The sequence below is a fragment of the Sporomusaceae bacterium genome (genome assembly GCA_031460455.1).
In the GTDB taxonomy this organism is placed as follows: Bacteria; Bacillota; Negativicutes; order Sporomusales; family UBA7701; genus Anaeroselena.
The window spans coordinates 15,006-40,430 of sequence record JAVKTQ010000002.1 but is presented as its reverse complement, the minus strand read 5'-3'; the positions used below and the strand labels follow the sequence as shown (position 1 = coordinate 40,430).

Annotated in this window: 26 protein-coding genes; all 26 read right to left on the bottom strand. The window is 59.1% G+C overall.

The annotated features are described in order from the left end of the window. Position 1 precedes the first annotated feature (1 nt). Positions 2 to 451, bottom strand: coding sequence for a YaaR family protein (locus RIN56_04720; GenBank protein MDR7866098.1), 450 nt, complete (start codon positions 449 to 451; stop codon positions 2 to 4). Further along, the gene (gene tmk / locus RIN56_04715; protein MDR7866097.1) at positions 444 to 1,079 is read right to left on the bottom strand and encodes a dTMP kinase; all 636 of its coding nucleotides are present in this window, start codon (positions 1,077 to 1,079) and stop codon (positions 444 to 446) included. Before tmk ends, RIN56_04720 begins: the two co-directional genes overlap by 8 nt. After that, positions 1,079 to 2,554, bottom strand: coding sequence for an aminotransferase class I/II-fold pyridoxal phosphate-dependent enzyme (locus RIN56_04710; GenBank protein MDR7866096.1), 1,476 nt, complete (start codon positions 2,552 to 2,554; stop codon positions 1,079 to 1,081). The genes tmk and RIN56_04710 overlap by 1 nt, the downstream gene beginning before the upstream one ends. Positions 2,555 to 2,766: 212 nt before the next feature. Beyond that, positions 2,767 to 3,105 (bottom strand): DUF192 domain-containing protein, encoded by a 339-nt coding sequence (locus tag RIN56_04705; GenBank protein ID MDR7866095.1) that lies wholly within the window; start codon positions 3,103 to 3,105, stop codon positions 2,767 to 2,769. Between the two features lie 38 nt (positions 3,106 to 3,143). Continuing rightward, positions 3,144 to 4,070 carry a type II secretion system F family protein gene (locus tag RIN56_04700; protein MDR7866094.1) on the bottom strand — a complete coding sequence of 309 codons (927 nt, stop codon included), beginning with the start codon at positions 4,068 to 4,070 and terminating at the stop codon, positions 3,144 to 3,146. 7 nt (positions 4,071 to 4,077) lie between these two features. Next, the gene (locus RIN56_04695; protein MDR7866093.1) at positions 4,078 to 5,454 is read right to left on the bottom strand and encodes a CpaF family protein; all 1,377 of its coding nucleotides are present in this window, start codon (positions 5,452 to 5,454) and stop codon (positions 4,078 to 4,080) included. Positions 5,455 to 5,465: 11 nt separating this feature from the next. Then, positions 5,466 to 6,536 carry a Tad domain-containing protein gene (locus RIN56_04690; protein ID MDR7866092.1) on the bottom strand — a complete coding sequence of 357 codons (1,071 nt, stop codon included), beginning with the start codon at positions 6,534 to 6,536 and terminating at the stop codon, positions 5,466 to 5,468. 13 nt (positions 6,537 to 6,549) lie between these two features. After that, positions 6,550 to 6,978, bottom strand: coding sequence for a pilus assembly protein (locus tag RIN56_04685; GenBank protein ID MDR7866091.1), 429 nt, complete (start codon positions 6,976 to 6,978; stop codon positions 6,550 to 6,552). A 196-nt stretch (positions 6,979 to 7,174) separates the two neighbouring features. Further along, entirely contained in the window at positions 7,175 to 7,378 is a 204-nt protein-coding gene (locus RIN56_04680) for a Flp family type IVb pilin (protein ID MDR7866090.1), read from the bottom strand. 161 nt (positions 7,379 to 7,539) lie between these two features. After that, positions 7,540 to 8,679, bottom strand: coding sequence for a sensor histidine kinase (locus tag RIN56_04675; protein ID MDR7866089.1), 1,140 nt, complete (start codon positions 8,677 to 8,679; stop codon positions 7,540 to 7,542). An 88-nt stretch (positions 8,680 to 8,767) separates the two neighbouring features. Then, a complete protein-coding gene (locus tag RIN56_04670; protein MDR7866088.1) occupies positions 8,768 to 9,736 on the bottom strand; it encodes a type II secretion system F family protein in 969 nt (322 codons plus the stop codon). A gap of 16 nt (positions 9,737 to 9,752) precedes the next feature. Then, on the bottom strand, positions 9,753 to 10,958 hold the full coding sequence (locus tag RIN56_04665) for a response regulator (GenBank protein ID MDR7866087.1): 1,206 nt from the start codon (positions 10,956 to 10,958) through the stop codon (positions 9,753 to 9,755). After that, entirely contained in the window at positions 10,942 to 12,189 is a 1,248-nt protein-coding gene (locus tag RIN56_04660) for a pilus assembly protein N-terminal domain-containing protein (protein MDR7866086.1), read from the bottom strand. Before RIN56_04660 ends, RIN56_04665 begins: the two co-directional genes overlap by 17 nt. 19 nt (positions 12,190 to 12,208) lie before the next feature. After that, a complete protein-coding gene (gene cpaB, locus RIN56_04655) occupies positions 12,209 to 13,045 on the bottom strand; it encodes a Flp pilus assembly protein CpaB (protein MDR7866085.1) in 837 nt (278 codons plus the stop codon). 224 nt (positions 13,046 to 13,269) lie between these two features. Beyond that, positions 13,270 to 14,331 carry a magnesium/cobalt transporter CorA gene (gene corA, locus RIN56_04650; protein MDR7866084.1) on the bottom strand — a complete coding sequence of 354 codons (1,062 nt, stop codon included), beginning with the start codon at positions 14,329 to 14,331 and terminating at the stop codon, positions 13,270 to 13,272. 358 nt (positions 14,332 to 14,689) lie between these two features. After that, complete coding sequence (locus RIN56_04645; GenBank protein MDR7866083.1) at positions 14,690 to 15,394, bottom strand: RraA family protein; 705 nt, start codon at positions 15,392 to 15,394, stop codon at positions 14,690 to 14,692. Positions 15,395 to 15,442: 48 nt separating this feature from the next. Beyond that, complete coding sequence (locus RIN56_04640) at positions 15,443 to 16,399, bottom strand: 2-hydroxyacid dehydrogenase (GenBank protein ID MDR7866082.1); 957 nt, start codon at positions 16,397 to 16,399, stop codon at positions 15,443 to 15,445. Positions 16,400 to 16,469: 70 nt separating this feature from the next. After that, a complete protein-coding gene (locus tag RIN56_04635; GenBank protein MDR7866081.1) occupies positions 16,470 to 17,747 on the bottom strand; it encodes a TRAP transporter large permease in 1,278 nt (425 codons plus the stop codon). After that, positions 17,748 to 18,251, bottom strand: a complete 504-nt coding sequence (locus tag RIN56_04630) for a TRAP transporter small permease (protein ID MDR7866080.1) — start codon at positions 18,249 to 18,251, stop codon at positions 17,748 to 17,750. It lies immediately after the preceding gene. A 184-nt stretch (positions 18,252 to 18,435) separates the two neighbouring features. Beyond that, the gene (locus tag RIN56_04625; protein ID MDR7866079.1) at positions 18,436 to 19,467 is read right to left on the bottom strand and encodes a DctP family TRAP transporter solute-binding subunit; all 1,032 of its coding nucleotides are present in this window, start codon (positions 19,465 to 19,467) and stop codon (positions 18,436 to 18,438) included. A 28-nt stretch (positions 19,468 to 19,495) separates the two neighbouring features. After that, on the bottom strand, positions 19,496 to 20,167 hold the full coding sequence (locus RIN56_04620) for an RraA family protein (GenBank protein MDR7866078.1): 672 nt from the start codon (positions 20,165 to 20,167) through the stop codon (positions 19,496 to 19,498). 20 nt (positions 20,168 to 20,187) lie between these two features. Further along, positions 20,188 to 20,847 carry an RraA family protein gene (locus tag RIN56_04615; GenBank protein ID MDR7866077.1) on the bottom strand — a complete coding sequence of 220 codons (660 nt, stop codon included), beginning with the start codon at positions 20,845 to 20,847 and terminating at the stop codon, positions 20,188 to 20,190. Positions 20,848 to 21,005: 158 nt separating this feature from the next. Further along, a complete protein-coding gene (locus RIN56_04610) occupies positions 21,006 to 21,644 on the bottom strand; it encodes a GntR family transcriptional regulator (protein ID MDR7866076.1) in 639 nt (212 codons plus the stop codon). 170 nt (positions 21,645 to 21,814) lie between these two features. After that, positions 21,815 to 22,960, bottom strand: a complete 1,146-nt coding sequence (locus RIN56_04605) for a type III PLP-dependent enzyme (GenBank protein MDR7866075.1) — start codon at positions 22,958 to 22,960, stop codon at positions 21,815 to 21,817. A 214-nt stretch (positions 22,961 to 23,174) separates the two neighbouring features. Beyond that, a complete protein-coding gene (locus RIN56_04600) occupies positions 23,175 to 24,362 on the bottom strand; it encodes an anaerobic nitric oxide reductase flavorubredoxin (protein ID MDR7866074.1) in 1,188 nt (395 codons plus the stop codon). Positions 24,363 to 24,599: 237 nt separating this feature from the next. Continuing rightward, positions 24,600 to 25,343: an NRDE family protein gene (locus tag RIN56_04595; protein ID MDR7866073.1), complete on the bottom strand. Its 744-nt coding sequence runs from the start codon at positions 25,341 to 25,343 to the stop codon at positions 24,600 to 24,602. Between the last annotated feature and the right edge of the window lie 82 nt (positions 25,344 to 25,425).

The following is a 25,425-nucleotide window of genomic DNA, read 5'->3' as shown; positions in this document are numbered from 1 at the left end:
ATCAGCTGTACAGATCGACCAGCATGCCGCGGATGGCGTCCAGGCGCCCCATGATCTGCAGCTGGCGCTCTTGCCCGTGACGGACTTCCTCGGTCAGTTCGGCCAGCTGATGGTCGATCTCCTTAACAACGGCGTACATCTTCTGGCGCCCCTGGCGGTCCCAGCCTGTCTGGGACTGCAGCGTGTAAGCCTGCCCCACCGCCTCGGCGAGAAAAGAGCGCACAAGCTCCCGGTAAGCCTTCAGCTCGGCGTAGGTCGGCACCTCGCCCAGCCGCCGTCCCTGCTCGGTGATCTTATCCAGCAGCTCGTTCATCTTCTCTTTGGAAAGCGAGTCCTGGGCTTTCGACAGATCGGCGGTAAACAGCCCGCCGACCTTCTCCGGATGGCCGGTCGCCTCGCGTTCCGGCAGCACCGGCGTTCCGCCGGATCGCACGTTGTTTATTTTAACCATAAGCCCTCCTGCGCAAAAACTCCTCCACGACCTCCACCACCATAAGGTGGACCTCCTCCACGCCGCGGTCGGCAGCCACAGCCTTTACCCGTGCGGGCTCGGCTGCAGTCAGTTCCTTGAACCCCTGGCGCACCAAAGCGTGGAATCCGGCCGCCTCTCCCTCGATGCGATCGGCCCCGCCGCGGTCGGCCAGACGCTCGCCAAGGGTGGCGGCATCGCCGTCCAGCAAAATTGTCAGGTCGGGGACCACCCCGCCGGTTGCAAAAAGATTGATGGCGGCCAGTTCCTCCCGCGCCAGACGACGGGCCGCTCCCTGATAAACAAGTGTCGAATCGGTATAACGGTCGGAAAGAACCACTTCTCCGCGGGCCAGCGCCGGTGCGATCACCTCGGCCACGTGCTGGGCCCTGTCGGCCATATACAGCAGCGCCTCGGTGCTGGGGGCCATTGCGGCGTTGGACGGGTCAAGCAGCAAAGCGCGGATCTTATCCCCCAGCGCCGTGCCCCCCGGTTCCCGTGTGCAGACGACGGTATGGCCCTGCCGGCGGAGATGCTCCGCCAGGAGGCCCATCTGGGTCGTCTTGCCCCCGCCGTCGGGCCCCTCGAAAGTGATCAGTATCCCTACCATTATTCCACCACTTTGACCGTTTTTAACATATAGTCCTCCGGCCCGGAAATATGCAGGCCGGCTTTTTGCAGCCGCTGACAGTAATCGATGACCTCAGCAGAAATACGCTCGCCGGGGCAGAGCAACGGGATGCCGGGAGGGTAAAAAGTGATGATCTCGGCGCACACCCGGCCGGCCGCCTGTTTGAAGGGGATAGTCTTGGTGTGGCCGAAAAGCGCCTGGCGGGGCGACAGCACCTGTTCGGGAATCGACGGATAATCGAGGCTGTTGTAGGCATCCTCGACCGCGGAAAAATCGCGCTGGCCGGCGTGATTGGCCGCCAGGGCGCGCAGCGCCTCCACCATCGCCCGGACCTCGGCCTCGCCGTCGCCCAGCGTTATCAGGAACAGGACGTTATACATATCGGACAATTCCACCTGCACCTTATACTCGTGGCGCAGGATGCGCTCGGCTTCCGCCCCTTTGAGGCCCAGCCCCTTGACCGTCACTGTCACCTTGGTGGGGTCGAGGCCGTATACGCCGGGCGTGCCGATCTTGTCGGCGCCGAAACAATACAGCCCGGGAATATCGTTGATCTCCGCCCGCGCCCACGCGGCCAGCTCCAACGACCGCGCCACCAGTTCGCGGCCCTCGGTGGCCATCTGCATACGGGCCACGTCCAGCGAAGCCATCAGCAGATAATTAGGGCTGGTCGACTGCACGAGCTGCAACATCGCCTTCAGGCGGGGCACACTCACGCGTCCCTCGCGGCAGTGAACCATCGAGCACTGGGTCAGCGCGCCGATGATCTTATGGGTGCTCTGGGCGCAGATATCCGCCCCCGCGTCCAAAGCCTGCAGCGGCAGGCGGGAGGAAAAGCGCAGATGCGGGCCATGCGCCTCATCCACTACCACCGGCATATTGTGATCGTGGACAATCTCGACAATCCGGCGCAGATCGGTGGCCACACCGTAATACGTGGGATTGATAATCAACACCCCTTTGGCGTCGGGATGCCTATGGACAGCCTCCTCCACCGTCTCGGGCGTCACCCCGTGGGCGAGGCCGAGATGCTTGTCCACCTCCGGGGTCATAAAAACAGGTACCGCCCCGTTGAGAATAACCCCGCCGATTATCGACCGGTGGGCGTTGCGGGGCACGATAATCTTATCGCCCGGTCCGGCGACCGTCAGGATCATCGCGTAAATACCGCCGGTCGTGCCGTTGACGGTAAAAAAGCTGTGGTCGGCCCCGTAAAGCTCGGCCGCCAGATCCTGGGCCGCCTTGATGCAGCCGTGAGGCTCGTGCAGGTCATCCAGTTCGGGGAGCAGCGCCAGATCAAGCTCCAGCGAGGCCCGGCCGATGATACTCTCAAGGCGGGGATGCATCCCCTTGCCGAATTTATGACCCGGTGTATGAAAAGGGATAACCCCGTCGTCTACATAGCGTTTCATTGCCGCGAGCAGAGGCGTTTCTTCTTGCGAATAGCCCGGCAACAGTTTTCACCTCCCGGAATGGGGAACGGAAAAAACCCGTACTCAAAGGACGGCTGTCCTTAGTGTAATCACTAACGATAGAAATCATTATTAATTGTATCATAGTGGATAAAGCTACACAAATAAAATAGATACCCTGCGCAGATTGCCGAACCGGCGCCCCATACGCACAAAACCCCTGCCTCCCGGCAGGGGTGCCTATATCTTCGTTGTTATCCGATCCGCAGTTGGTCGCCGGGTTTTGTTCCCGTGCGTAGCAGCGTCCCCGACGGCAGTTCCACCACATAGCGGCTGCCGCGGCAGGCGAGCATCCGCCCGGGCTCGAGGCAGCTGACCGTATGCTTTACCAAGTCGCCGTCCGCTGCAAATACCACATCGATGGAGTAGCTCATGCCGAAGGTGTGGATGCTGTTGCACGGCCTGATGACCAGCCCCTCACCCATCAGCAGACTTTTCGTCCCCAGCAGGCCCTTAAGGCGGGAGAAAAAGCCGTCCGCCAGCCGCGCATCCCTGGCCAGCGTCATGCCGGTCGTAATATTGACGATCTCCATACCAACCTACCTTTGCTTTATTATCGCGGTCCGTATCTTCATCTGTTCGCCAGCATCGCGACGACCCTGATGGCCGCCGGGCCGACCAGCACCACAAATATCGCCGGAAAAATAAACGCCACAAGCGGAATCAGCATCTTCACCGGCGCCTTCATTGCTTTCTCCTGGGCGCGCTGGCGACGCTTATCCCGCATCGCCGCCGACTGCACCCTCAGCACGTTGCCGATACTGACCCCCAACTGGTCGGCCTGGACAAGCGCCGAAATAAATAGCGACAAATCGCCCACACCGCAGCGCAGGCCCATGGCATGAAGAGCTTCCCGCCGCGGCACGCCGATGCGCATTTCCTGCAGCGCGCGGCCGAACTCGTCCACCAGCGGACCCTTCATCTTATCCGCCAGTTTGGCCAGTGCCCCGTCAAAGCCCAGCCCTGCCTCGATGCTGACCGTCAGGAGATCGAGAACATCGGGCAGCGCCTTCTGGATGCTCGCCTTACGGGCGGCGATCCGGCGTCCCAGCAGCAGCAGCGGCAGACCGATGCCAATAGCGGCCCCCAGCACGACCAACCCGAGCAGCTTGACGGCCGCGGCCCCGCGCACGAGAGCGATAAAGCCACCCGCCGCCCCAAAAGACAGCGACAGCACCCCGCACAGCAGCAGAAAACCGTCCGTCCCCAGCCCGCCGAACCCGCCGGCGGCAGCCAGCTTCTCGCCTACCATGCGGCGCACCGCCGCCGGCGTAAACCGCACAAGGATGCCCGCCAGGCTGCCTGTCAACGGCGCCAGCACCCGTTGGGCGAAAGGTTTGTCCAGCTCTTCATCGCCGGTTTCCTGGCCGGCCATCAGGCCGTCGAGAGCCTTAAGCCGCATCGTTGCCTGCCCCTGGACAGGCAGGCACAACGAAGCCAGCAAAAAAGCGACCAAAAACACCGTCAACGCCACCGCGCCTGTTATCAACAGCACCATACCGCTCTCACCGCCTGTCTTCCTTCGCCCAAAACACCCCGTTGGCAATGTTTATGCCGTTGGCCGCCAGCTTATCGAGGAACTTCGGCCTGATGCCGGTCGGTTTGAGGCTGCCCGTTATGCGCCCCGCCTCATCTCTGCCGGTCTGTTCGAAAACGAAAATATCCTGCAAAGTTATGACATCGCCTTCCATGCCCTGCACCTCGGTGAGGTGGGTTATCTTGCGGCTGCCGTCCCTGAGCCGCGCCTGCTGCACGACCAGGTCGACCGCCGAGGCGATCTGTTCGCGGATGGCCCTTACCGGTAAATCCATCCCCGCCATCAGCACCATCGTCTCCAGGCGGCTGAGCATATCGCGGGGGCTGTTGGCGTGGCCGGTGGTCAGCGAACCGTCATGGCCGGTATTCATCGCCTGCAGCATATCGAGCGCTTCGCCGCCGCGCACCTCGCCGACGACGATGCGGTCGGGCCGCATCCTCAGCGAATTGCGCACAAGGTCGCGCATCGTGATCGCCCCTTTGCCCTCGATGTTGGGCGGCCTCGTCTCCAGTGTGACGATATGCTCCTGGTGCAACTGCAGCTCGGCTGCGTCCTCCACCGTGACGATGCGTTCGTCGTCGGGGATGAACGATGACAGGACGTTGAGTGTTGTCGTCTTTCCCGAGCCGGTGCCCCCCGAAACGACGACATTCAGCTTACCCTCGACGCAGGCCCGCAGAAATTCGGCCATATCGCCGGTAAGCGTCCCGAAAGAAACGAGGTCGTTGACCGTCAGCGGTTCCTTGGAAAATTTGCGGATAGTCAGGCACGGGCCCTTGAGAGCCAGCGGCGGGATGATGGCATTGACGCGCGAGCCGTCCGGCAGCCTGGCGTCGACCAGCGGCGAGCTCTCGTCGATGCGCCGGCCCAGCGGGGCGACGATCTTCTCGATAACGTGCATCACATGGGCGTCGTCGCGGAACCGCACATCGGTGAGGACGAGCTTGCCCTTACGTTCGACATAAACCTGGGCCGGACCATTCACCATCACCTCCGAGATCGTCTCGTCCTGCAGCAGCGGGTCGATCGGCCCGTAGCCCAGAACCTCGTCCACCACCTCGTTGATGATCCGGGTCCGCTCGCCGCGCGGCACAGGCACCGGTTCCCCGTCCATCTGGCTGTTGGCCAGCTTGGCGACGACCTCCTCCAGCACCCGACGGTCGACATCCTTATCTGTGAGGATTTTGCTTTCCTCGGCGCTCAGCTCGTCCACGATCCGCTTGTGGATACGCATCTTCAGATTCTGAAAAGGGTCCGACTGCGCCGAGGTCCCCTTGCCCCTATCCTTGGCCCCCAGGGCCGGCTCGCTCCCTCTCGTAGCCTCAAGACGCTTTAACAGCGACATTTCCTGTCCTCCTACTCCACCAGCCTGGGGGTGCCTGGCAGCACCGTCACCGGGTTGCTCTCGCCGCTCACCCTGATGCCTGTGCCGTTGATCGTCACCGTGTTGCCGACGACCCGGCCGTTGATCGTAATATTGTTGCCGTTGATGATGATATTGCCGTTAGGCGCGTACAGGGTGGCGTCGATGGCGATGTCGTTGCCGTTGATATGGATATCCCCGTTCTGGGAATAGAGAAACATATCGCCATCACCCGTCTGGGTGATATTGTTGCCGTTGTTGTGGATATCGCCGGTCGCCAGCACCGAGCCGCTGCCACTGATGTTGTTGCCGTTAAAAGAGACTTCACCGTTGACGTATATCGAGCCGTCGATATTGATATCGCCGCCGTTGAAAGACTGGCTCGTGGCGTACCGCTGCGCGGCGATCGCCTGGATCTGCGCGCTGTAGTCGGGCATCGGGATACGTGCCGCGTTTTCGCTGCGCGTCCCGAGGATATTGATATTGGTACCGTTGATTTGAATGTCGCCGTCCATGCCGTCCCGCCCGGCAGCCTCGATATTGCCGGTGACCGTGATCCCGCTGCCGTTGATCCTCAGCCGCTGGTCTGAGTGCACCGACCCGTCGACATACAGGCTGCTGCCGTTAAGGGGCAGGATATCGGTATCGCTGCCCGAAAAAATCGTGAACCCGAACGGGCCGCCCACCACCAGTTCCGCGGCCGCCGCCACCCTGATGCTGGCGCTGTCGATGCCCAGGACTCGCAGGAAGAACGTCTCGAAACTCTCGGTATACGTCAGCTCGAGCCGCCGGTTGCCGTTGGCGAAAGCGCTCGTCAGCTTGGCGCGCGCCAGCCCGTTTTCCTCCGCATAATCGCCCGCCACATCACTGGCGCTGGCGGCGCTGGGCAGGTACGCCGCCCCGGCCAGGCAGGCCGCGTCCACGCCGTTCTGCAGCCGGGCGTGCTGCAGATACAGATAGCCGACGTCCACCACCAGGCCGGCCAGCCCGGAAAATACGGTCAGCGCCAGCGCAAACAGCACGATGACGCCGCCTCTCTCGTTGTTCACGAGCCGTCTCAACATAAGCCGGCCCTCCTCACTCCATGCGCATTACCGCCCTGCCGGTCACATTGACCGTCGCCGGCAGGATAGCGTACTCCTCCCCCGACCAGGGGTTGGTGATGCTCGGCACATATGTCGGCACCGGATAAACCACCGTCACCGTCACCGCCGTATCGGTCGTTCGCGCCGTCAACACATCGGGGGTTATCGTCACCGTCAACTGGTCGGCGGAAAGCCCCGGCGCGGCGTTTTTTGTGGCGGCGGTAATTGTGGCGTTATCCTTGTGCACCGAGGCGGCCCTGGCCCCGACCCTGGCCGCCTCGGCGACCGTCACATAGTCGTGTAGCACCAGGCCGAACTCCATCATCCCCACCAGCAGCAGCAGAAAGACCGGCAGAACCAGTGCGAATTCCACGATCGCCTGGCCCCGCCTGTTGCGGACATACCGATAAATTGTTCGCACAGTCTTCCCCCTCCCGTCCAGCGTGACGCATACTTTCCTTCATTGTATCATCGCCGCCCGCGCCGCCGCATCGTGCCCCGGTCTTATTATCGTGAGCGGCAGGTCCCACCAGGCGTCTGGGCGATAAGTCCCATTTAACTGCACCGGCAAAAGGAAACCCCTCCGGTTAAACCGGAGGGGTTGGCGGTGTTGCGCATCAGCCGGCGGGCGGAGCAGCCGGTGTGGGATTGAGTTTCGGGCCGATGGTGTTGAACAGTCCCGTGATATCGGTCGCAAGGGACGACAGCGCGACGGCGACCACTACGCCCACGAGGGCCAGGATGAGACCGTACTCTACGAGGCCTTGGCCTTTTTCGTTGCCGATACGGGCACGCAGATAATTCCAGACATGACTCAGCATTTTTTCTTCCTCCCTGTATTTGAATTAAATTGGTAACCGGTTTGTGATTTAATTGTACCACCCCGCCCGTGCCCTGCCATCGACCGCAAGTCTTATCTTTGCTGGTCTGATGGTCTCAGGCCCGGCGGCGCCTGGTCCCATATAATACAGGGTTGCTGGTCCTATTCTCCCTTCAGCGGCACCTTTATCAGCACCTTTGTACCTCTGCCCTTGTGCGACTTCACCGCGAACTCGCCGCCCAGCAGCGAGATGCGCTCCTGCATCCCCATGATGCCGAAGCTCTCCGTCCCGCTCCGGTCGGCGTCGGGGTCGAAGCCCAGCCCGTCGTCCTCGACGAGCGCCGTCACCATCGTCGGGCGGTAATCGAGCCTGACCAGGACGGCGGTTGCCCTGGCATGCTTCTCGATATTCGTCAACGCCTCCTGCACCGTCCGGAAAAGGCCGACCTCGACATGGGGAACAAGCCGCTTCTCCTCGCCCGTCACCTTGATCTCCGGGTAGACCCCCGACCGCTCCCGCATCGTGTCCAGCACCCGCCGCAGCGTGGGCACCAGGCCCAGGTCGTCGAGCGTCATCGGCCGCAGGCCGAAAATGATCTTGCGCGTCTCCTTCAGCACAAAGCGGATCTGCTCCTGCAGATCCTTGAGCTCCTCGCGGGCCCTGGCTAGGTCGCTCTCGAGCAGCCGCTCGCACACCTCCGCCCGGAAGACGACATTGGCCATCGCCTGGGCCGGGCCGTCGTGGATCTCCCGCGCCACCCGCCGCCGCTCCTCCTCCTGGGCCTTGATGATCTTGGCGGCGAACGCCTGCCGCTGCTGCAGGGAATCGATCTGGGTCAGCACAGTCTCCATATGGTCGCCCAGAAAGCCCAGCGCGGCGCCCACCTGGGACACAAGGCCCTCGGCCCGCTGCAGCGTATCCTTAAGGTTGCGCAGGCGCAGCTCCATATCGTCCCGCTGGCGGCGGAGATTGCGTTCCTGCTCGCGGGCCACCTCCAGTTCGACGCGCACGTTCTCGGCGTCCTGGTAAGCCTGCTTCATATCCTCCTCGCTGAAGACCTTGAAATTGCGGTGCACCTCGGCCAGGCGCAGGCGGGTCCGCCGCTCCTTCTTCTCAAGCCCGTCGACGCGGATGATGATCTCGTTTGTTTCCTGCTTGATCCTCTCCAGATCCTTCTTAACATTCTCCATCTCGGCGCGGGCCGCCTCATAAATATCGAAAATCTGCGACTTGCCCTTCTCCACGGCCGCGATCGTCTGCTTGACAATTTTGTCGAGAACCCTCACGTCGATCTTTTGCATTGCCGCCACCTTTTATCGTTTTCTGTTGATTTCGCCGCCCGCTCCAGCATCCCTGCCGGCTATCAAAAAAGAGGGGCGCGCCCCTCTTTCAGTACTCGATATTGACGATCTTCCGCACCAGCAGCAAGCCGATCACCTGGCTGACCAAAGCCGCCGCCAGCATCATCTTGCCTATCGGGTGGGTGAACAGTGTATTCATATACCCTGGGTTGACAAGAAAGATAAATACCGCCAGCGCGAACGGCAGCACACCGATGATCAGCCCGGAAATCCGCCCCTGAGCGGTAAGCGTGCGGATCTCGCCCTTCAGCTTGATCCTCGCCCTGATCGTGCCGGCGATATTGTCGAGCACCTCGGCCAGGTTGCCGCCCAGCTGCCGCTGGATGAGCACCGCCGTGATAACGAGATCGAGATCGTCGCTGGCCAGCCGCTCGCCCATATTGGCGAGAGCCTCCTCGGTCGTAACGCCGAGGCTCATTTCCTTCAGCAGGCGGGCGAACTCAACGCTGATCGGCGGAGCCATCTCCCGGGAGACCATCTCGACGGCCTGCAGAAAGCTGTAACCCGTACGCAGCGAATTGGCCACCATAATCAGCGTGTCGCCCAACTGATTGTTGAACAGGCGCACCCGCCGCGCCGCCTTCACGCGCAGGATAAGCACCGGCAGCATATAGCCTATCGCCACTCCCGTCAGCGCCATTACGGTCTTGCCGCCGCTGACCAGGAACAGCCCAGCCGCGCCGGCCGCCATCGTTCCCACGCAAATGACCATAAACTCGGCACCCTTCAAGGGTAACCCGGCCTGGATCAGCTTATGTTCCAGCGTCTTCGACCGGCCCGACCATTCGAAATGGCGGCTCATGCTGCGGACAAAAGCCCGCCAGCCGGTCAGCGTCGTTCCCAGAGCCTCCGCAGCCTCATCCGCAGCGTCCGACACCTCGACATAACGGTTAATCCGCTCCCGCACCGCCTGCCGCGAAGACATGACCACATGCCAACCGGCAATGAGGCCCGTCAGAACGGCGACGAACGCGATCAGCGCTATTAGTCCCGCCACTTTCCACCCACTCCTTCTACCCCAGCAGCCGCTTCAGGCGGAACACCATCCCCCGCGCCTCTTCCTGGCTGTTCCAATCCTCGGCCGCTATGCCTCTGGCCAGATTGAACACCCCCTGCGACACAGGAGCTTCCCCATTTGTTAGAACAAAAGGCATGCCCCGGTTGACCGATGCCATAACCACCTTGCCGTCGCTCGGCAGCACCGCGGCAAAGGAGCGCCGCAGGCTCTCCTCGACCTCCCGCACATCCATGCCGCCCTCGCCGCTCGCCCGGTTGAGCACCAGCTTTATCTTCTCCCCGCTGTAAGCCAGTGAATCCATTATCTCCAGGCACAGCTTCACATTCTTGATCGTCGGCAGATCGAGGGCGGAGACCACCAGCACCTGATCGGCCTCGTCGAGGGTCGCCAGCATTGCCTCGCTGAAAGAGGGGGCGGTATCGACGATGATATACTGGTAAACGGTGCGCAGCACCTTCAGGATGGCCGTCAGGTGGGCGGCCGTGACAAGCTCCGCCTGCTCGGGCCTGAGCGGGGCGGCCAGCACATCCACATAATCGTTGTAGCGGGTGAGATAGCCGGCCAGATGCTTGCCGTCCAGGTCTTCGATATCGGCGACTAGATTGGCGACCGTCGCCTTCGGAAGGATGTTGAGGAAAAGGCTGACATCGCCGAACTGCAGGTCGGCGTCAACGATGCATACCCGCTGCTTGGTTCTGGCAGCGAGCGCCACCGCCAGGTTGACGGCGATCGTCGTCTTACCGACGCCCCCCTTGGCGCTGAAGACGGTCGTCACCGTTCCCTTTTCCGTCTTCGGCTCGAAAGCCACCACCTTGCCGCGCTGCTGGGCGGTGGCGTAGACCTGCCTGATCGTCTGCAGCAATTCGTCGCCGCTGAACGGCTTGGTGAGATAATCCTTGGCCCCGGCATTCATCGCCCGCCGCAGATACTCTTTCTCCCCCTGCACGCTCATGATCACGATGCTCGCCTGCGGCGCCTCGGCAGCCAGCCTGCTGGTCGCGGTGATGCCGTCCATGCCAGGCATGTTGATGTCCATGAGGATGATATCCGGCTGCAGCTCCTTGGCCCGGGCGATCGCCGTCTCGGCGTCGGCCGCCTCCCCGATGACGGCGATCTCGGGATGGAACTCGATCAGCTTGCGGATGTTTTCGCGCGTCGCCTGGATATCGTCGGTGATGAGAACGCTAATTTTTGCCGCCACTCTTCTTACCTCCCCAAGGGTCTTCTATGACCTTTTCCTGTAACTCCGGGGACATGTTTGGCACGTATTCCTGCGGGTTAACCACCGTCGGTGTGATGAGAATTATCAGCTCGGTCTCGCCGCGGGAAAAAGAGGTGCTTGTGAACAGCTTGCCCAGCACCGGGATATTCCCGAGCAGCGGAAGCTTATACACGTCTTTGGTAACCTCGTTGGCAATCAGCCCGCCGAGGGCCATTGTCTGTCCGGACGACAAAGCGATCGACGCTTCAGCCTTCCTGGTATTAATCGGCGGCACCTGGAAATTGGCGCTGATGCCGATCTTATGGCCGCTGCTCCAGTCGGGCGTGCTTACCTCAGCCTTGATCTTGCTGTTGATCAGCCCCTGGCGGTTGACCTCGGGAGCGATCTCCAGCTTGATGCCGAATTCCTTCCACTCCACCGTCACCGCGCCGTCCTTTACCGACACCGGTATGGGAATCTCGCCGCCCACGAGGATATTGGCCTTCTCGCCGCTCAGGGTAATCAAGTTCGGCTGCGACAGGATGCGGGCATTGCCGTTCTTGATCAACGCGGAAAGCGCCCCGTAGATATTACTATAGCCACCCATATTCCCGAGAGTCCGGTTGCCCATCACCGAGTTGGCAATCCCCTGGCCGAACAGGAAAGTGCCCGGCTTGGTGGGGTCGTTGCCCCACTGGATTCCCAGGTCGTCCTTATTGTTGCGGTTCACCTCGATAACCCGGGCTTCGATCTTGACCTGGACAGGCCTGATGATCTCCAACAGGTTGACCACCTTTTCCCCGTACGCGCCGGCCACCTTCTCGGCCCGCATCTTCTGGTACTGGTCGTTCACACTGCCCTCGAGGATGACATTCTTGCCCACCTTGCTCACGCGGATATCGTCATAACCGAGAATCGCTCTGATATCGTTGGCGATCTGCGTGTCGTTGGTGCCGACCTCCACATCGTAGCTCGCCCGTCCGGCCGCCGACCAGATATGGAGCGTCGTTACCCCCGGTTGCTTGCCGACCACCACCATCTCGACCCCGGATACCACGATAACGTCGGCCACCTCCGGATTGGCCACAGCCACCCGCTCCACACCGTTGATCGAAACGACCTGGGACTGACTGACCGCCACCGCTATTTTCTGGTTGGCCGCCGCCGGCGCCACCTGCAGCAGCAGGCAGAGCATCATCAACGCTATTACCTTCACAGTTACGCTCTTCATTATATAACCTCCGCCGGCCTCAGTTGACCGGGACCATTTCCGTTTTCGTCCCGCGGATAACCTGAATCCCCTTGGCCGCCGGCGCCGGCGCGGACGGCGGGCTGGCCGCTCCCTGCGCGGGCGCCGTGGGGCCGGAGGCATTCACGATGTCCCGGGGCTTCAGCGCGTTGGCGACAACGACTCCCTCGCCCGGCAAGTAAGGCCGCAGCGCCAGCCGAATCTTGCCCTTCTCGTCAGCCACCGCCAGCCGGGTAGCCTCATCGGGAGAAACCGCCAGCGTCACGGTCATCTTTGCGGCCGTCTCCTTCTTGGCTCCACCGTCGGCAGCGCCCGCCTCCGTCTCGCGGTTAAACGCCAGCACCTTCACATTCTGAAGGAATATCTGGCTGAGATGCTCGCCGACGGTATTGGGATCGAAAGTCACGATAATATCGACAAAATCGCCTGGTTTCACCATTCCGGCCACGCCGGTCACCTCTGTCACCGCCACCGTTACCGCCCGCTTATCCTTGGGGATAATGCCGGAAAAGGTGCCCGACTTGCCCTCAATGAAAAGCCGGCGCTGGGTGATCTGCTCACCGGCGACGATCTGCTCGCGGGCCACCACCCCGACCGCCTTGTTGATATCCTGAAGCGCTCCGGGCTGGATATATTCGGCCGGCACATTCATCAACTTAAGCATTTCAGCGCTTATTTGCGTTTTCGGCGGGATGTCGGCCTTAGCCACCACCACCGGCACCCCCGGCTTGACGGTCCGGGCTGCCAGGCTCTGCAGATAGCTATAGACGAGTACGGCCGCCAATAAACTGAAAACCAGGGCGATAACGACCAGCCCTTTGGTCGATAACTTCTTCACGTCTTTCCCTCCAATGGTTCCACTGCTGCCATGCTTTAATTGTAGCGCAAACCATCCGCCGCCTCATCCGACCATTGCCTTAAACCTGCGGCCGCTGCAGTCTCGTTTTTATGGGACCACGGACCCACCGACCAAGCAGGCCGCTGAAAAACATCGTCTGGCTACGCTGCGCTGAAAAAACGAGGACGGTCCTTCCGGACCGTCCAAAAAGCTTCCTGCAATTATTATAGCCACCTGCGTTGGCGGAAAAAGCGCACCATCACCAGCCCCGCCAGGATCATCACCGCCCACACCGCCGGATAACCGTACTCCCATTCCAGCTCCGGCATATACTTGAAATTCATCCCGTAAACCCCGGCGAGGAACGTCAGCGGGATAAAAATGGTCGAGATGATCGTCAGCACCTTCATAATCTCGTTCAGTCTGTTGCTGATACTCGACAGATAGATGTCCAGCATCCCGGACAGAATATCGCGGTAAGTCTCGAGCGTATCGATCACCTGGATGGTATGATCGTAAGCGTCGCGGAAATACGGCAGGTTCGCCTGCCGTATCAGCGGCGACTCGCCGCGGCTAAGCGCGCCGACGACCTCGCGCAGCGGCCACAGCGCCTTGCGGAAAAAAAGCATCTCCCGCTTGAGGAAGTGGATGTCCTGCAGCGTCCCCTGCCCCGGCCGGGTTACCAGGTCATCCTCCAAATTCTCCAGCCGCTCCCCGAGGTCTTCGAGAACCACAAAATAATTGTCGACAACGGTATCGATCAGCGAATAGGCCAGATAATCGGCGCCCTCGCGCCGGATGCGGCCCTTGCCGCCGTTGATCCGCTCGCGGACCGCCTTAAAAAGCTCCCGCCCGCTCTCCTGAAACGAGAGCACATACCCGTCGCCGACAATCAGACTTACCTGCTCGCCGCCCATCGTCCCGTCCTGCTCAAGGAAGAACGCCTGCAGCACAATATAGAGGTAATCGCCGTAATCTTCCTGCTTGGGTCGTTGGTGGGTGTTGAGAATATCCTCCAGCACCAGCGGGTGGATGGCGAACGCAGCGCCGATCTTCTCGATCAGGCCGACATTTTGGAGCCCGTCCACACTTATCCACGTCACCGTATCCGCCGACCGAAAAGCCGCCAGCCTCGTGATATCGTCGGCGCCCCGTTCGCGGGCGCCGGCGGCGTCGTAATCTAACACCGTCACCTTCGCGGCCCGGCCGTAATCGCGGCCCACATGGACAAGCGACCCTGGCGGCAGACCTGCCTTGCCGGCCATGCTGTGCTTCTTCACGGACATCCTCAGCCTCCTCGCGGCGGGCGGACCCGAGCCGCCCTCATCAGTGCTACCGATATATTCTTTTCCGCCCGCCCGACTCCTTTATGCCAAAGAAATATTTACCGCCGCTGGGTAAAACTCGCCATGGCGGGAAGCCGGTCCCTGCGCCCCCATAACCCTGTTGTCACTCCGCCGTAAGTCTCGAAACAAACACAAAAAAGAGGCGAGCTTTTAGCCCACCCCTTTCAAGATCAGTCAATCACTCCGTCGCCGTCAACTCGGCCCCAGCTCCTCCCAGACGAGGATGCCGGCCTTGGCAAATCCGTTGAAAGTCGCCGCCGACGCCGAAGTGTACGCGCCGCAGTTCGGCACGATATTCTTACTTATTTTGTTTAGCGATAATCTCGCATCCTTTTGCGGACAACGTTGCGTCCACCCAGGCCCTATCGTACTTCCCGGCCTCGATCTGCCTGAATATCTCCGCTTCCTTCGCCATCGTCGCCTTCGTCTTGGCAAACAGTTCTTCGGCTTCGTCGGGCCGGATGACGACTACACCATCTTCGTCGCCGACAATAATATCGCCGGGATTTACGATCACATCGCTGCCGCAGGCTATCGGCACATTGATCTCTCCAGGCCCGTCCTTATACGGTCCCTTGGGAACGGCGCCAAGCGCGTACACGACGAAATTCTCCATCAGGCTCAGAGCGGCTTTGTCCCTGATCATCCCGTTAACAATGAAGCCCCTGATCCCCCGCGTCGCGGCGTAGCGGCACATGATTTCGCCGAGAATGGCGTTCGGGGTGTCGCCCTGCGCGTCGATGACGATTACGTCGCCGGATGCCGCCATATCGATGGCCTTGTGCACGAGGAGATTGTCGGCCCCGCGTGTTTTCACGGTAAACGCTGTCCCGAGAAGCCGCACGTCGCCTGCTTTGTTTACCGGCTTTAACCGCCAATCGAGACACCCGAACCGGTTCATGTTATCGGAAACATTAGAGGTTGCGAAATCCCGGAACTTTTCCACAAGATCAGGGCTGGGCCGTTTGAAATCTGCGTAAATTCTAAAACCGATATTCGCCATTTTAATCCCCCTGTGCGATTATCTTCTCCGGCGCTTTCCCCAGCCCTTCTACAGGCCGTTTATGACATTCAGGGGCTTCTCGTTCCGTTCCGCCCTCTGAATGTTGGCGATGCAAAAATCGAACACCCGCAGGTAATTGTCAAGGGTAGCGGCGCCAATATGGGGCGTTGTGAGCACATTTTCAAACTGGAGAATATCTGCGCCGGCGGTAAACGGCTCGGGATCAAACACATCCAGGCCGGCGCCGGCGATATTTCCTGCCTTTAACGCCTCCACCAGCGCTTTCTGGTCGACGATCGGCCCCCGCGCCGTATTAATAAGAACGGCGTTTTTCTTCATTTTCGCCAGCTCGCTCCTGCCGATAAGGCCACGGGTGCTTTCCAGCCAGGGGACGTGGATCGTAACGATATCCGCCTGCGCGAGCAATTCATCAAGGCCGCAGTATGTAATGCCGAGTTCCGCTTCAACTTCCGGCTTTAAGCGATACACATCGTAATATACGACCTTAACGCCAAAGGGCAACAATCTCTTTATCACCTCGCGGCCGATAGCACCCGCGCCGATCACGCCGATGGTCTTCCCCAACAGTTCAAAGCTCTCGTGCCGATATGTCCACGAAATCCATTTCCCTTCTTTGGCCGCACTATTCAAGATAATCAGTTTGCGGTACAAAGCGAGCATGAACAGGATGGTAAGCTCGGCCACCGAGCTGGCATTGGTCCCGAGAGTAATCGAGACAGGCACGTTCCGCGACTTGGCATGTCCGATATCGACATTGTCGTACCCGACGCCTGTTCTCTGCACCATCTTAAGGGAAGGCGCTTTATCGATGACCTCCTTCGTCACCAGATAATTGGTCGCCAAAAAGTAGTTCGCCTCTTCGATCGTTCCCTTAACCCCGTAAACGGGATCGAGGAATTTGATTTCCAGCCCCTCAGGACAAACTCCGAGCAGCACCTTTTCCATTTGCCCGCTTATCTTGTCCAGGTACAAAACCACGCTCATAATAATTCCTCCCGCTCTTTGCCGTGGATTATCATTCCTAATAGTAAGAAGCAGTTGCTGTTGTTTACCGTCACTTCATCGTGCTGGGAATTAAGAGGATCAACTCGGGAACGAAGGTAACTAACAAGAGAACCCCGATCAGCGCCATCAGCAATGGGAAAACCGATCTTGTTATCCGTTCAATGCTTATCCCGGAAATGCTCTGGGCGACAAACAGGTCCACGCCGACCGGGGGTGTAATGCAGCCGATCGCCAGGTTAACCGTCATAATAACGCCAAACGCCACCGGATCAATGCCAACCTTGGTAATGACCGGGAACAGCACCGGCACAAGGATGGAAATCGCGGCCGTCGCGTTCAGGAACGTGCCCACGAACAGCAACAGCACGTTAATAAGCATCATAATGTACAGCGGGTTGGTTGTCAGGCTGAGAAACAAAGCGGCCATCGCCTGCGGGATGCGGTTAGCGGTTAAAATCCAACTGAACAGGCCGGCCATACTGATGATAAACATTACAATTGCCGTGGCTACTACGGCCTTTCCCATTATCTTGGGTATGTCGGCGAATTTTTTCTCTTTGTAGATAAACAAGGTAACAAACAAGCCATAAAAAGAAGCAATTGCGGCCGACTCCGTCGGGGTGAAAATGCCACCATATATCCCGCCGAGAATTATAACCGGCATCATCAAACCCCAAGAGGCGTCGATAAACGTCTTCCAGACCGTTTTGATATCGGAGCGTTTTTCACCCACATACCCGCGTTTTTTAGCCTGGAAGTATATTACCACCATCATCGCCAGTCCCATGAGGATCCCCGGTATGAATCCGCCGAGAAACAGCTCGCCGATTGAAACGCCGGCGACGACGCCGTAAACGACCATCGGCGTACTGGGCGGAATAACAATACCGGTTGTGCCGGCTGCAGCGATAACCGCCGCCGAGTATTCCTCATCATAGCCCTTTTGCTTCATCGCCGGAATCAAACTGGAGCCGATAGCGGCGCAGGTCGCCGCAGACGAGCCGGAAATAGCCGCGAAAAACATCGCCGTTACCGTGGCAACCATGGCCAGACCGCCTCTTATGCTGCCGACCAGCGTATACACGAAATCAATCAGTCGCTTCGATATGCCGCCTTCGGTCATTACCGCCCCCGCAAACATAAAAAACGGCACGGCGAGGAGGGGAAAGGAATTGTTCGCCGCCAGGATTTTCTGGGCGACAACCGTCATCGTTACAGTCCCGTCCACCAGCAGCGCAACCACGGTCGCAAGTCCCAAAGCCACACCTATGGGAGCGCCGACGGCTAACAGAAAAATGAAGGCTCCGAACAGGATTAAAGAAATCATCTACTTCCCTCCCTGCGCTTGACAGCCGCCGGTTTTCTCCCGGATCAGTTTAAGAAATATTTCGCCGGAATATATCAGCATCAGCAGTCCGCTGATTGGCACCGAAGCGTAAACATACCCCATCGGCAAATCCGTGGCTGGTGCGTACTGTTCCATTGTAGCCGCCGATATCTCCACGCCGGACCACGACATAATCGCGAAAAAAACCATACTGGTCACGGCAACGAAAACTTTCATGGTCCACTGCGTTTTCGCCGACACCCGCACAAGCACAAGATCCACGTTGATATGGCTCATCTGCTTTACACAGATGGCCGAACCCAGCAAAGCAATATAGATAAACATAAAGCGGGCGATTTCCTCCGTCCACTCCAACGGTGCGCTCATCAAATACCTCGTCAGCACCTGAGCTCCCGCACAGAAGGTCATCACACCGAAGCAGGCGATACTAGCCCATAACACGATTTTGTTTAAATTGTCCGTAAACCGTCCAAACGCTTCCATAGCTATCTCCTTACAATAAAGTGCTTGCGTACGGACAGTAGCCTGTCCGAAAAGCGAATGCCGCGGCAAGGGACGCCCGCAACCCGACAATCGGCTGCAGGCGCCCGTCGCTGCATTTCCTAACGAAAGCCGCGGACATACCTGACGGTGTTTTTGCCATGACCTCTGCCCCTTTTGGGGCGAGCTATTTTGTCGAAGCTATTTTGTCGATCAAATCCTTGCCGACAACCTTCTCAAATTGTCCCCAGACGGGTTTGACGGCGGTTATAAACTGCTGCTTTTCGTCGGCGGTCGGTGTGTAAACCTGCATGCCCGCCTTCTTCAACAGCTCAAGTTTCTCCAAGTCTTCCTTAACCACCAGATCGCGCTGGTACTTTGTATACTTTTTGAACGTCTCGATGATGATCTTCGCGTTCTCGTCGCCGACCTTCTTGGCAAGGTTATTGCTCACAAGAACGATAGACGGCGAATACGAATGCTCGTCAAGAACCAGATACTTCTGCACCTCATAGAACCGTTCGGTGTAAATATTGCCGATAGGGGCGTCGGCGCCGTCGACAGTCTTTTGCTGCAGCGCGGTATATAGCTCGCCATAAGCCATGGGAGTGGGGCTGGCGCCCAGCAGTTTTGTCATCTCGATATATACCTTGTTTTCCATTACCCTGATTTTAAGACCCTTCATATCGGCGGGACTTTTGATCGGCCTTACATTATCCATGAAATGTCGCACGCCGTTTTCCCATGTGGTGACATACGTGCCGACGGCATTCACGCCGCTGAAAATCTCCTTGGCCAACGGGCCGTCGAAAACCTTGTACGCATGCTCCCTATCCCTGAATATGTATGGCAAGTCGATAACCTGAACCTTGGGAGCAAACTGGGCCAAAACGGCCGACGATGTAAGGACGATATCGATCGAGCCAAGCTGCAGCCCTTCATTCATCTCCCGTTGCTGACCCAACTGGTTGGAAGGAAAAATCTGAATCTCCACCGCGCCTTTCGTCTTTTCGGCAACCTCCTTCGCGACCGCCTCTGCCGCTACATGATAAGGATGCGAAGGTGCCGAAACATGCCCGAGTTTCAGCACGACTTTTCCCTTGGGCGCGGCGTTTTCCTTAGCCGGCTTGTTTCCGCCCGAACAGCCCGTCAATACGGCCGTCAGCAGCATAACGATAGCGAGCGCCAGACCCATAGCCATCTTGAAGTTTCTTTTCACTTTGTTCACTCCTTCTCTTCGCCTCTTCTTACGCCTCGCGGGTTTGCAGGGAATGGTAATTGACGGCCGCCCGCGCCTCTTTCAGAGAACATCCTTCCCTTATCTTCTGCTCGACCAACTTTTCCTTCGTCTCAATCTCGGTGGCAATCTTAAGCACATCCTCCGCCCGTTTCAGGGGAACGACCACAACGCCGGTGCCGTCGCCGACGATCAGGTCGCCAGGGATAACCTGCACGCCTGACACGGAAACGGGAATATTGACCTTATCGACAAAAACCCTGTCCTTGCCTGTAACCATATAGGTCCCCTTGGTAAATATCGGATACTGCAGGCTTTTTACCACCGGAACGTCCCGGCACACGCCGTCGATCACCGTGCCGGCAATCTTCCGCTGGCTCGCGCTCAGCGCCATGATATCCCCCCAGACGGTGCAGTCCAGCCGTCCGGAATTATCAATCACCACTACCTCGTTTGGCTCGACATCATCCAGAAAATCGCCGACAGTGCCCTTTATCTCCCCGCACGGGACATAATGAACCGTAAACGCCTGGCCGCAGAGGCGAGTGCCTTCGACAACCGGCTTTATACCCAGAAGTCCGCCCCTGATCCCGAGTCTGTCCAAGGCGTCCGATATGCTTGTCGTGTCCAGCTTCTTATATTCGTCAATTACTTCTTTACGCAAGCGAATTTTTTCGTCCATTGTCACCCATCCTATCCTGATTATGCCTTCAGCATTTTCTCGTAGCTGTACTTGGTATCCACCTCTAACATCGATGCGCCGTTCCTGATTTCTCTGATCATACTTTCTTCCTTTTCGAACAACTCTTCCGCTTTTTTCAAAACATCCTCGAACCTTTCCTGGGGAACGACGACAACCCCGCTCCTATCGGCTATTATCACATCGCCGGGGCGAACCTGGACTCCCCCGAACTGAACCATAACATTTGTCGCTTCTTCCATAATCCGTCCCCTGGCCGTTGCCACAACCGCTCCCCGGGCGTATACACTGAAGTCCGCCTCCAGGTAATCGTCCACATCGCGGCAGGCGCCGTCGATCACGACGCCTTCTATTCCCTTGGCCTTCGCGCCGTTGGCCAGAATGCCCCCCCAGCAGGAAGTGTCCAACCGGCCGCCGTTGTCGACCAGAATAACATCGCCCTTCTTGGCGGCCTCGATCGCTTTCACGCCCAGGTGGGTGGTGCTCTTGGTCAGTCCGGCCGCTGTCAATTTTATCGTGACCGCCTCGCCGACAATCTTCTTGCACCCCTCCCATATCGGCCTAACCCCGTAGGTCGATCCTTTCAGCCCCAGCGCATCCAAGGCGTCGGACACGTTCGTGGTCGATAATTTTCTCAGCCTTTCGCGGTAGTCTTGGTTCATGATATAGCCCCCTTATGTCAATTTTAATTGCTCGCCCCCGAGAGTGTGTCCCGATAGTGCACAATTTGTATTCAGCCTGTCGACAATAGCAGCCAATTAAACCGCGAGAGCGCTTTCTGGGCAATCTCGCGTTAAATTCGAGGGTTTGGGTTGTCCGGCTACTTGTTCATAATCAGCATCTTGGAAATATCCAGCGTACTAGCCTTTACGTTGTGCAAATGTTTTTTCAGGCTCTCCTCGCAGGCCTTCAAATCCTTTTTCCGCAGAAGATGGATAATCTCCTGGTGCTCTTGCTTGGAGCTGATCAGCCGGTTCGGGTCGCGGGCGGCCATCCGTCTGAACCGTTCAATCTGAACGTTGAGAATGCCGAGGAATTGCTTGAGCCGATAATTGCCCGCCTTGTCGACGATCAAAGAATGCAGGCACTTGTCCGCTTCGTGGAGGGCCTCCTTCGAGCTATTCTCATCCAACGCCGCAAACATATTCCCGACCCTTTTCAACTCCTCTTCCGTAATCTTGTCATACGCCAACTGCAAGGCGCATACTTCCAGCATCGTACGCAGATTAAAAATCTCCTCGATATCATACGGCGTTATCTCGGATACAAAAGTTCCCTTCAGCGGATAATGCGAAACCAGCCCGTCCGAGGCCAATTCCTTCAACGCTTCCCGCACCGGAGTACGGCTAATTTTCAGGGCTGCCGAAATTTCGGTCTCGATAATCGGCGCCCCCGGAGGCAGCTGATTCGAAAGAATAGCCTCCAGTAAGTAATCATATACTTGCTTTCTGCGATTCATTATCTAACTTCTCACCATCTTTTTTAGTATACAGTCTGTCGACAATAAAATATTACCATTTGCAGAAGCTTGTGTCAACGGAAAACCGAAATCCCGTTGATAGCAAAAGCCGGCCGGGCAAAAAGAAAGGGCACCTCTCCCGCTGGGGAAAGATGCCCGGAGACAGTCAATCACACCGTCGCCGTCAACTCGGCCCGCAGCTCCTCCCAGACGAGGATGCCGGCCTTGGCAAATCCGTTGAAAGTCGTCGCCGACGCCGAAGTGTACGCGCCGCAGTTCGGCACCAGGATGAGGTCGTCCACCGCCAGCGGCGCCGTCGGCTTATCGCGGAACATCACGTCAAACGAATCGCAGCTCGGCCCGGCGAAAGTGGCGGCAATCTGTTTGCCCTCGCGGAAGGTTTCCAGGGCGAAATCCCAATGATCGAAGATTACCCCTGAGAATGTCCCGTACAGCCCCTCGTCGAGAAAATACCACTGCTGGTTGTTGCGGGTCTGGACGCCGATCACGCGCGTGATAAGGTTGACGGCCGTGCCGCAGATAAAGCGGCCCGGTTCGCTCCATATCTCGGTGTCCGGGAAAGCGGCCAGAGCCGCCCTGATCTCGGCCATCATCGCCGTCACATCCACATTCTCCTGCGGCGTGGGGATGGGGAACCCGCCGCCGATATCAAGGTATCGCAGCTTGAAGCCGTCCGCCGCCGCTGCGTCGGCCAGCCGCCGGCAGACCCCGATAGCCTCGGTGTACGCCTTGGCGCTCGTCGACTGGCTGCCGACGTGGAAACACAGCCCCGCTACATCCAGCCCCTGCTCGCGGGCCAGCCTCAGAAGCCGGAGAGCGTCCTCGGGCGGTGCACCGAACTTCTTATTGAGATCGACCAGCGCCTGCGGGTTGTCCACCCTGATCCTCAGCAGCACCGTGCCGCCGGGAATTGCCCGGGCGATGCGGGCAATCTCGTTTTCGCTGTCGAACGTGAACCTGTTGACGCCGGTGCGGCGGGCAACCGCCAGACCGCTGGCCGTCTTGATCGGATTGGCGTATATGATGCGATCGGGAGCCACGCCCATCGCCGCCAGTTCGAGCATCTCGCCGTCGGAAGCTACATCGAAGCACGAGCCCTCGTCCGCCAGCGCCGTCACCAGCCGCTTCTCGGGGTTAGCCTTCACGGCGTAATGAACCTTTACTCCGGGCAGGTGTTCGGTGAGAAACCGGTAGTTGGCCTTCACCTGGTCGAGCGACAGGACCAACAGCGGTGTGCCGTACTTTTCCGCCAGCGACTCGGCCGCCGGACGGGTGAGCTTAAAATAGGATTGCATGTCAATCACCCCGCCTTTCTGGTCCTAGCGGAAATCCGCAATTTCCGCAGACTGAAGAACCCGGACTCCCGCCCATGTGCCCGGCTAAAGTCGGGTTCTCCGTCAGATACCCATGAAACATACGCTATGATTTTAACACAATCCCCCGAAAGTGCAAGCGGAAATTTTCCGCCTCCCGAACACCGCCGAACTCAGGCTGTGAAAGGCTTCGCAGTTACAGCCTTTCCGCCAGTTCGCGGCCAAACCGCACGCAGTTTGCCAGCGACTCCTCGCCCGGGTACCACAGCTCCCGTTGGCCGTCGCCCACCAGTGCGAAGCCGCCCTTCTGGAGCTCCTCGCCGATGAGCTTGATCGCTTCGCCGCTCCAGCCGTACGCGCCGAACGCCGCCGCCTTCTTGTTTTTGAATCCCAGGCCCCTGATCTCCTCCATGATGCCGGCGACCGACGACAACACCCCTTTGTTGACTGTCGGCGAGCCGACGACAATCGCCTTGGACTTGAAAACCTCGCCGATGATGTCCGTTTTGTCCGAGCGGGCCGAATTATAAAGCTTAACCGTCACCGCCGGATCGGCCTCGCGGATGCCCTGGGAGATCGCCTCGGCCATGCGGCGGGTGCCGTTCCACATCGTATCGTAAATAATCGTGATCTGGTTCTCCTGGTAGTCGGCCGCCCACCCGGCGTATTTCTCCACGATCTGCAGGGGGTTGTCCCGCCAGATTATGCCGTGGCTCGGCGCGATCATCGCCACCGGCAGGCCGAGGCCCACCACCTCTTTGATCTTCTTGTCCACCAGCTTACTGAACGGCGTAAGGATGTTGGCGTAATACTTCAGCGCCTCCTGATAAAGCTCGGCCTGATCGACAAGATCGTTGAACATCTTTTCCGACGCGTAGTGCTGGCCGAAAGCGTCGTTGCTGAACAGCACCGCGTCGCCCGTCAGGTAGCAGAACATGCTGTCAGGCCAGTGCAGCATCGGCGCCTCGATGAACACAAGCTCCTTCGAACCCAGGCTGAGCCTGTCGCCCGTCTTCACTGTCCTGAAATCCCAGTCCTGGTGGTACTGTCCCTTGATCGACTTCACCGCGTTGGCAGTGCAATAAATGGGCGTGCCGGGAATCTCCCGCATAAGTTCGGGCAGTGCGCCGCTGTGGTCGACCTCGCCGTGGCAGGCGACGATATAATCGATTTTCTTCAGATCGATCTCGTTCTTGAGGTTGGCGACGAACTCCTTCGCGAACGGCGCCCAGACGGTGTCGATCAGCACCGTCTTTTCGTCCCTGACCAAATAGGAATTGTAACTCGAGCCCCGCTGGGTATGGTATTCCTCGCCGTGGAAGCGGCGGAGCTCCCAGTCGACCTTGCCCACCCAGGTAATGTTATCCTTCAAAATAAAACCCATCTGTTTCGCCTCCCGGAAATATCTCTTAACAGATTATTCGTCACCTTTATCCGGCGCTCCTGCAAGGCCTGCGGAGCCAGTCGCCGCGCGGCAGGCGGGCGTTCGGTATTCCTAAAAGCTCCACGCCTCCCCGGGCAAGCCGGTATTCGCCATTTCCTTTTAGCTTGCGCCGCCGCCGCAAAACAATTCGCCCGTACCGACGAAAAAACCGCGGTCAAAAAACCGCGGTTTTCCTGCCTAAACCATATACACGCGCTCCGTCCCCGCCGGCCAGCTCCGTTCGGCGAACCGCGTCCCGTCGCCGCCCAGCAGCACCACTGTCGACGAGCGGGTGCCGTAATCGGCGCTGGCGATGAACACCGGCGACAGCGTCCGCTCCCATGCCAGTCCCACCCCCGTATCCGGCAGCGCCGCGTCCGGCGCGGGCGCTGCGTCGGCCAGCAAGGCGAACAACCCCGCAGCGAGATCCCCGTCCCGGCCGGCCAGGCAAGCGGCCAGCCCCGTCTTCGCCTTCGCCACCTTCGGCCAGGGCGTGTCCAGCAGCTGATTGCTCAATCCGTGGACGCCGGTCGCCACCGCGGCGACGGTATCCGTGCGGCTGGCATAGTACCACAGCCCGCCGGCGTCGCCCGCCAGCAGATTGAACCCGTTGTAATCCCCGCCGGCCGCCCTTACCCGCTCCAGATACTCCCGGGCAGCCAGCGCACCGCAGAGGTAATTGCGCACCAGTTCGCCGCGTGAGCGGGCGTCCGGCCGGTTGGCGGCCGGGTCGCGGTAATTGGTCAGAGCGGCAAATCGCCCGTCGCGGGTCACGCCAAGCCATGTCCCGCCTTGCTCCAGATCCCGCCCGGCCAGCATGCCGGGGCACTCGGGCCAATAATCTGCCGGGGCGGTCGGCCGGCGGTAAAATTCGTCCCGGTTGGCGGCGACGACAAGACTGTAGCGGGGATGGACTTTATATGCAAACGCGATCAGACACATGCTGTACTCCTCATTATATTTATTGAGATTCGTATTGGGCGGACTTGCCTTTCAGTTCTTGTTCTCCACCGGCCCCGCCTCC

Excerpts from the sequence above, each read along its gene's own strand:
- RIN56_04640 (MDR7866082.1), bottom strand. The coding sequence starts at position 16,399 with ATGAGCGTGGTTTTGTACCTGGACAAGATAAGCGGGCAAATGGAAAAG.
- RIN56_04610 (MDR7866076.1), bottom strand. The coding sequence starts at position 21,644 with ATGAATCGCAGAAAGCAAGTATATGATTACTTACTGGAGGCTATTCTT.
- corA (MDR7866084.1), bottom strand. The coding sequence starts at position 14,331 with ATGTCCGTGAAGAAGCACAGCATGGCCGGCAAGGCAGGTCTGCCGCCA.
- RIN56_04690 (MDR7866092.1), bottom strand. The coding sequence starts at position 6,536 with ATGTTGAGACGGCTCGTGAACAACGAGAGAGGCGGCGTCATCGTGCTG.
- RIN56_04680 (MDR7866090.1), bottom strand. The coding sequence starts at position 7,378 with ATGCTGAGTCATGTCTGGAATTATCTGCGTGCCCGTATCGGCAACGAA.
- RIN56_04660 (MDR7866086.1), bottom strand. The coding sequence starts at position 12,189 with ATGAAGAGCGTAACTGTGAAGGTAATAGCGTTGATGATGCTCTGCCTG.
- RIN56_04645 (MDR7866083.1), bottom strand. The coding sequence starts at position 15,394 with ATGGCGAATATCGGTTTTAGAATTTACGCAGATTTCAAACGGCCCAGC.
- RIN56_04605 (MDR7866075.1), bottom strand. The coding sequence starts at position 22,960 with ATGCAATCCTATTTTAAGCTCACCCGTCCGGCGGCCGAGTCGCTGGCG.
- RIN56_04615 (MDR7866077.1), bottom strand. The coding sequence starts at position 20,847 with ATGAACCAAGACTACCGCGAAAGGCTGAGAAAATTATCGACCACGAAC.
- RIN56_04620 (MDR7866078.1), bottom strand. The coding sequence starts at position 20,167 with ATGGACGAAAAAATTCGCTTGCGTAAAGAAGTAATTGACGAATATAAG.
- RIN56_04720 (MDR7866098.1), bottom strand. The coding sequence starts at position 451 with ATGGTTAAAATAAACAACGTGCGATCCGGCGGAACGCCGGTGCTGCCG.
- RIN56_04705 (MDR7866095.1), bottom strand. The coding sequence starts at position 3,105 with ATGGAGATCGTCAATATTACGACCGGCATGACGCTGGCCAGGGATGCG.
- RIN56_04630 (MDR7866080.1), bottom strand. The coding sequence starts at position 18,251 with ATGGAAGCGTTTGGACGGTTTACGGACAATTTAAACAAAATCGTGTTA.
- tmk (MDR7866097.1), bottom strand. The coding sequence starts at position 1,079 with ATGGTAGGGATACTGATCACTTTCGAGGGGCCCGACGGCGGGGGCAAG.
- RIN56_04700 (MDR7866094.1), bottom strand. The coding sequence starts at position 4,070 with ATGGTGCTGTTGATAACAGGCGCGGTGGCGTTGACGGTGTTTTTGGTC.
- RIN56_04695 (MDR7866093.1), bottom strand. The coding sequence starts at position 5,454 with ATGTCGCTGTTAAAGCGTCTTGAGGCTACGAGAGGGAGCGAGCCGGCC.
- RIN56_04635 (MDR7866081.1), bottom strand. The coding sequence starts at position 17,747 with ATGATTTCTTTAATCCTGTTCGGAGCCTTCATTTTTCTGTTAGCCGTC.
- RIN56_04675 (MDR7866089.1), bottom strand. The coding sequence starts at position 8,679 with ATGCAAAAGATCGACGTGAGGGTTCTCGACAAAATTGTCAAGCAGACG.
- RIN56_04595 (MDR7866073.1), bottom strand. The coding sequence starts at position 25,343 with ATGTGTCTGATCGCGTTTGCATATAAAGTCCATCCCCGCTACAGTCTT.
- RIN56_04600 (MDR7866074.1), bottom strand. The coding sequence starts at position 24,362 with ATGGGTTTTATTTTGAAGGATAACATTACCTGGGTGGGCAAGGTCGAC.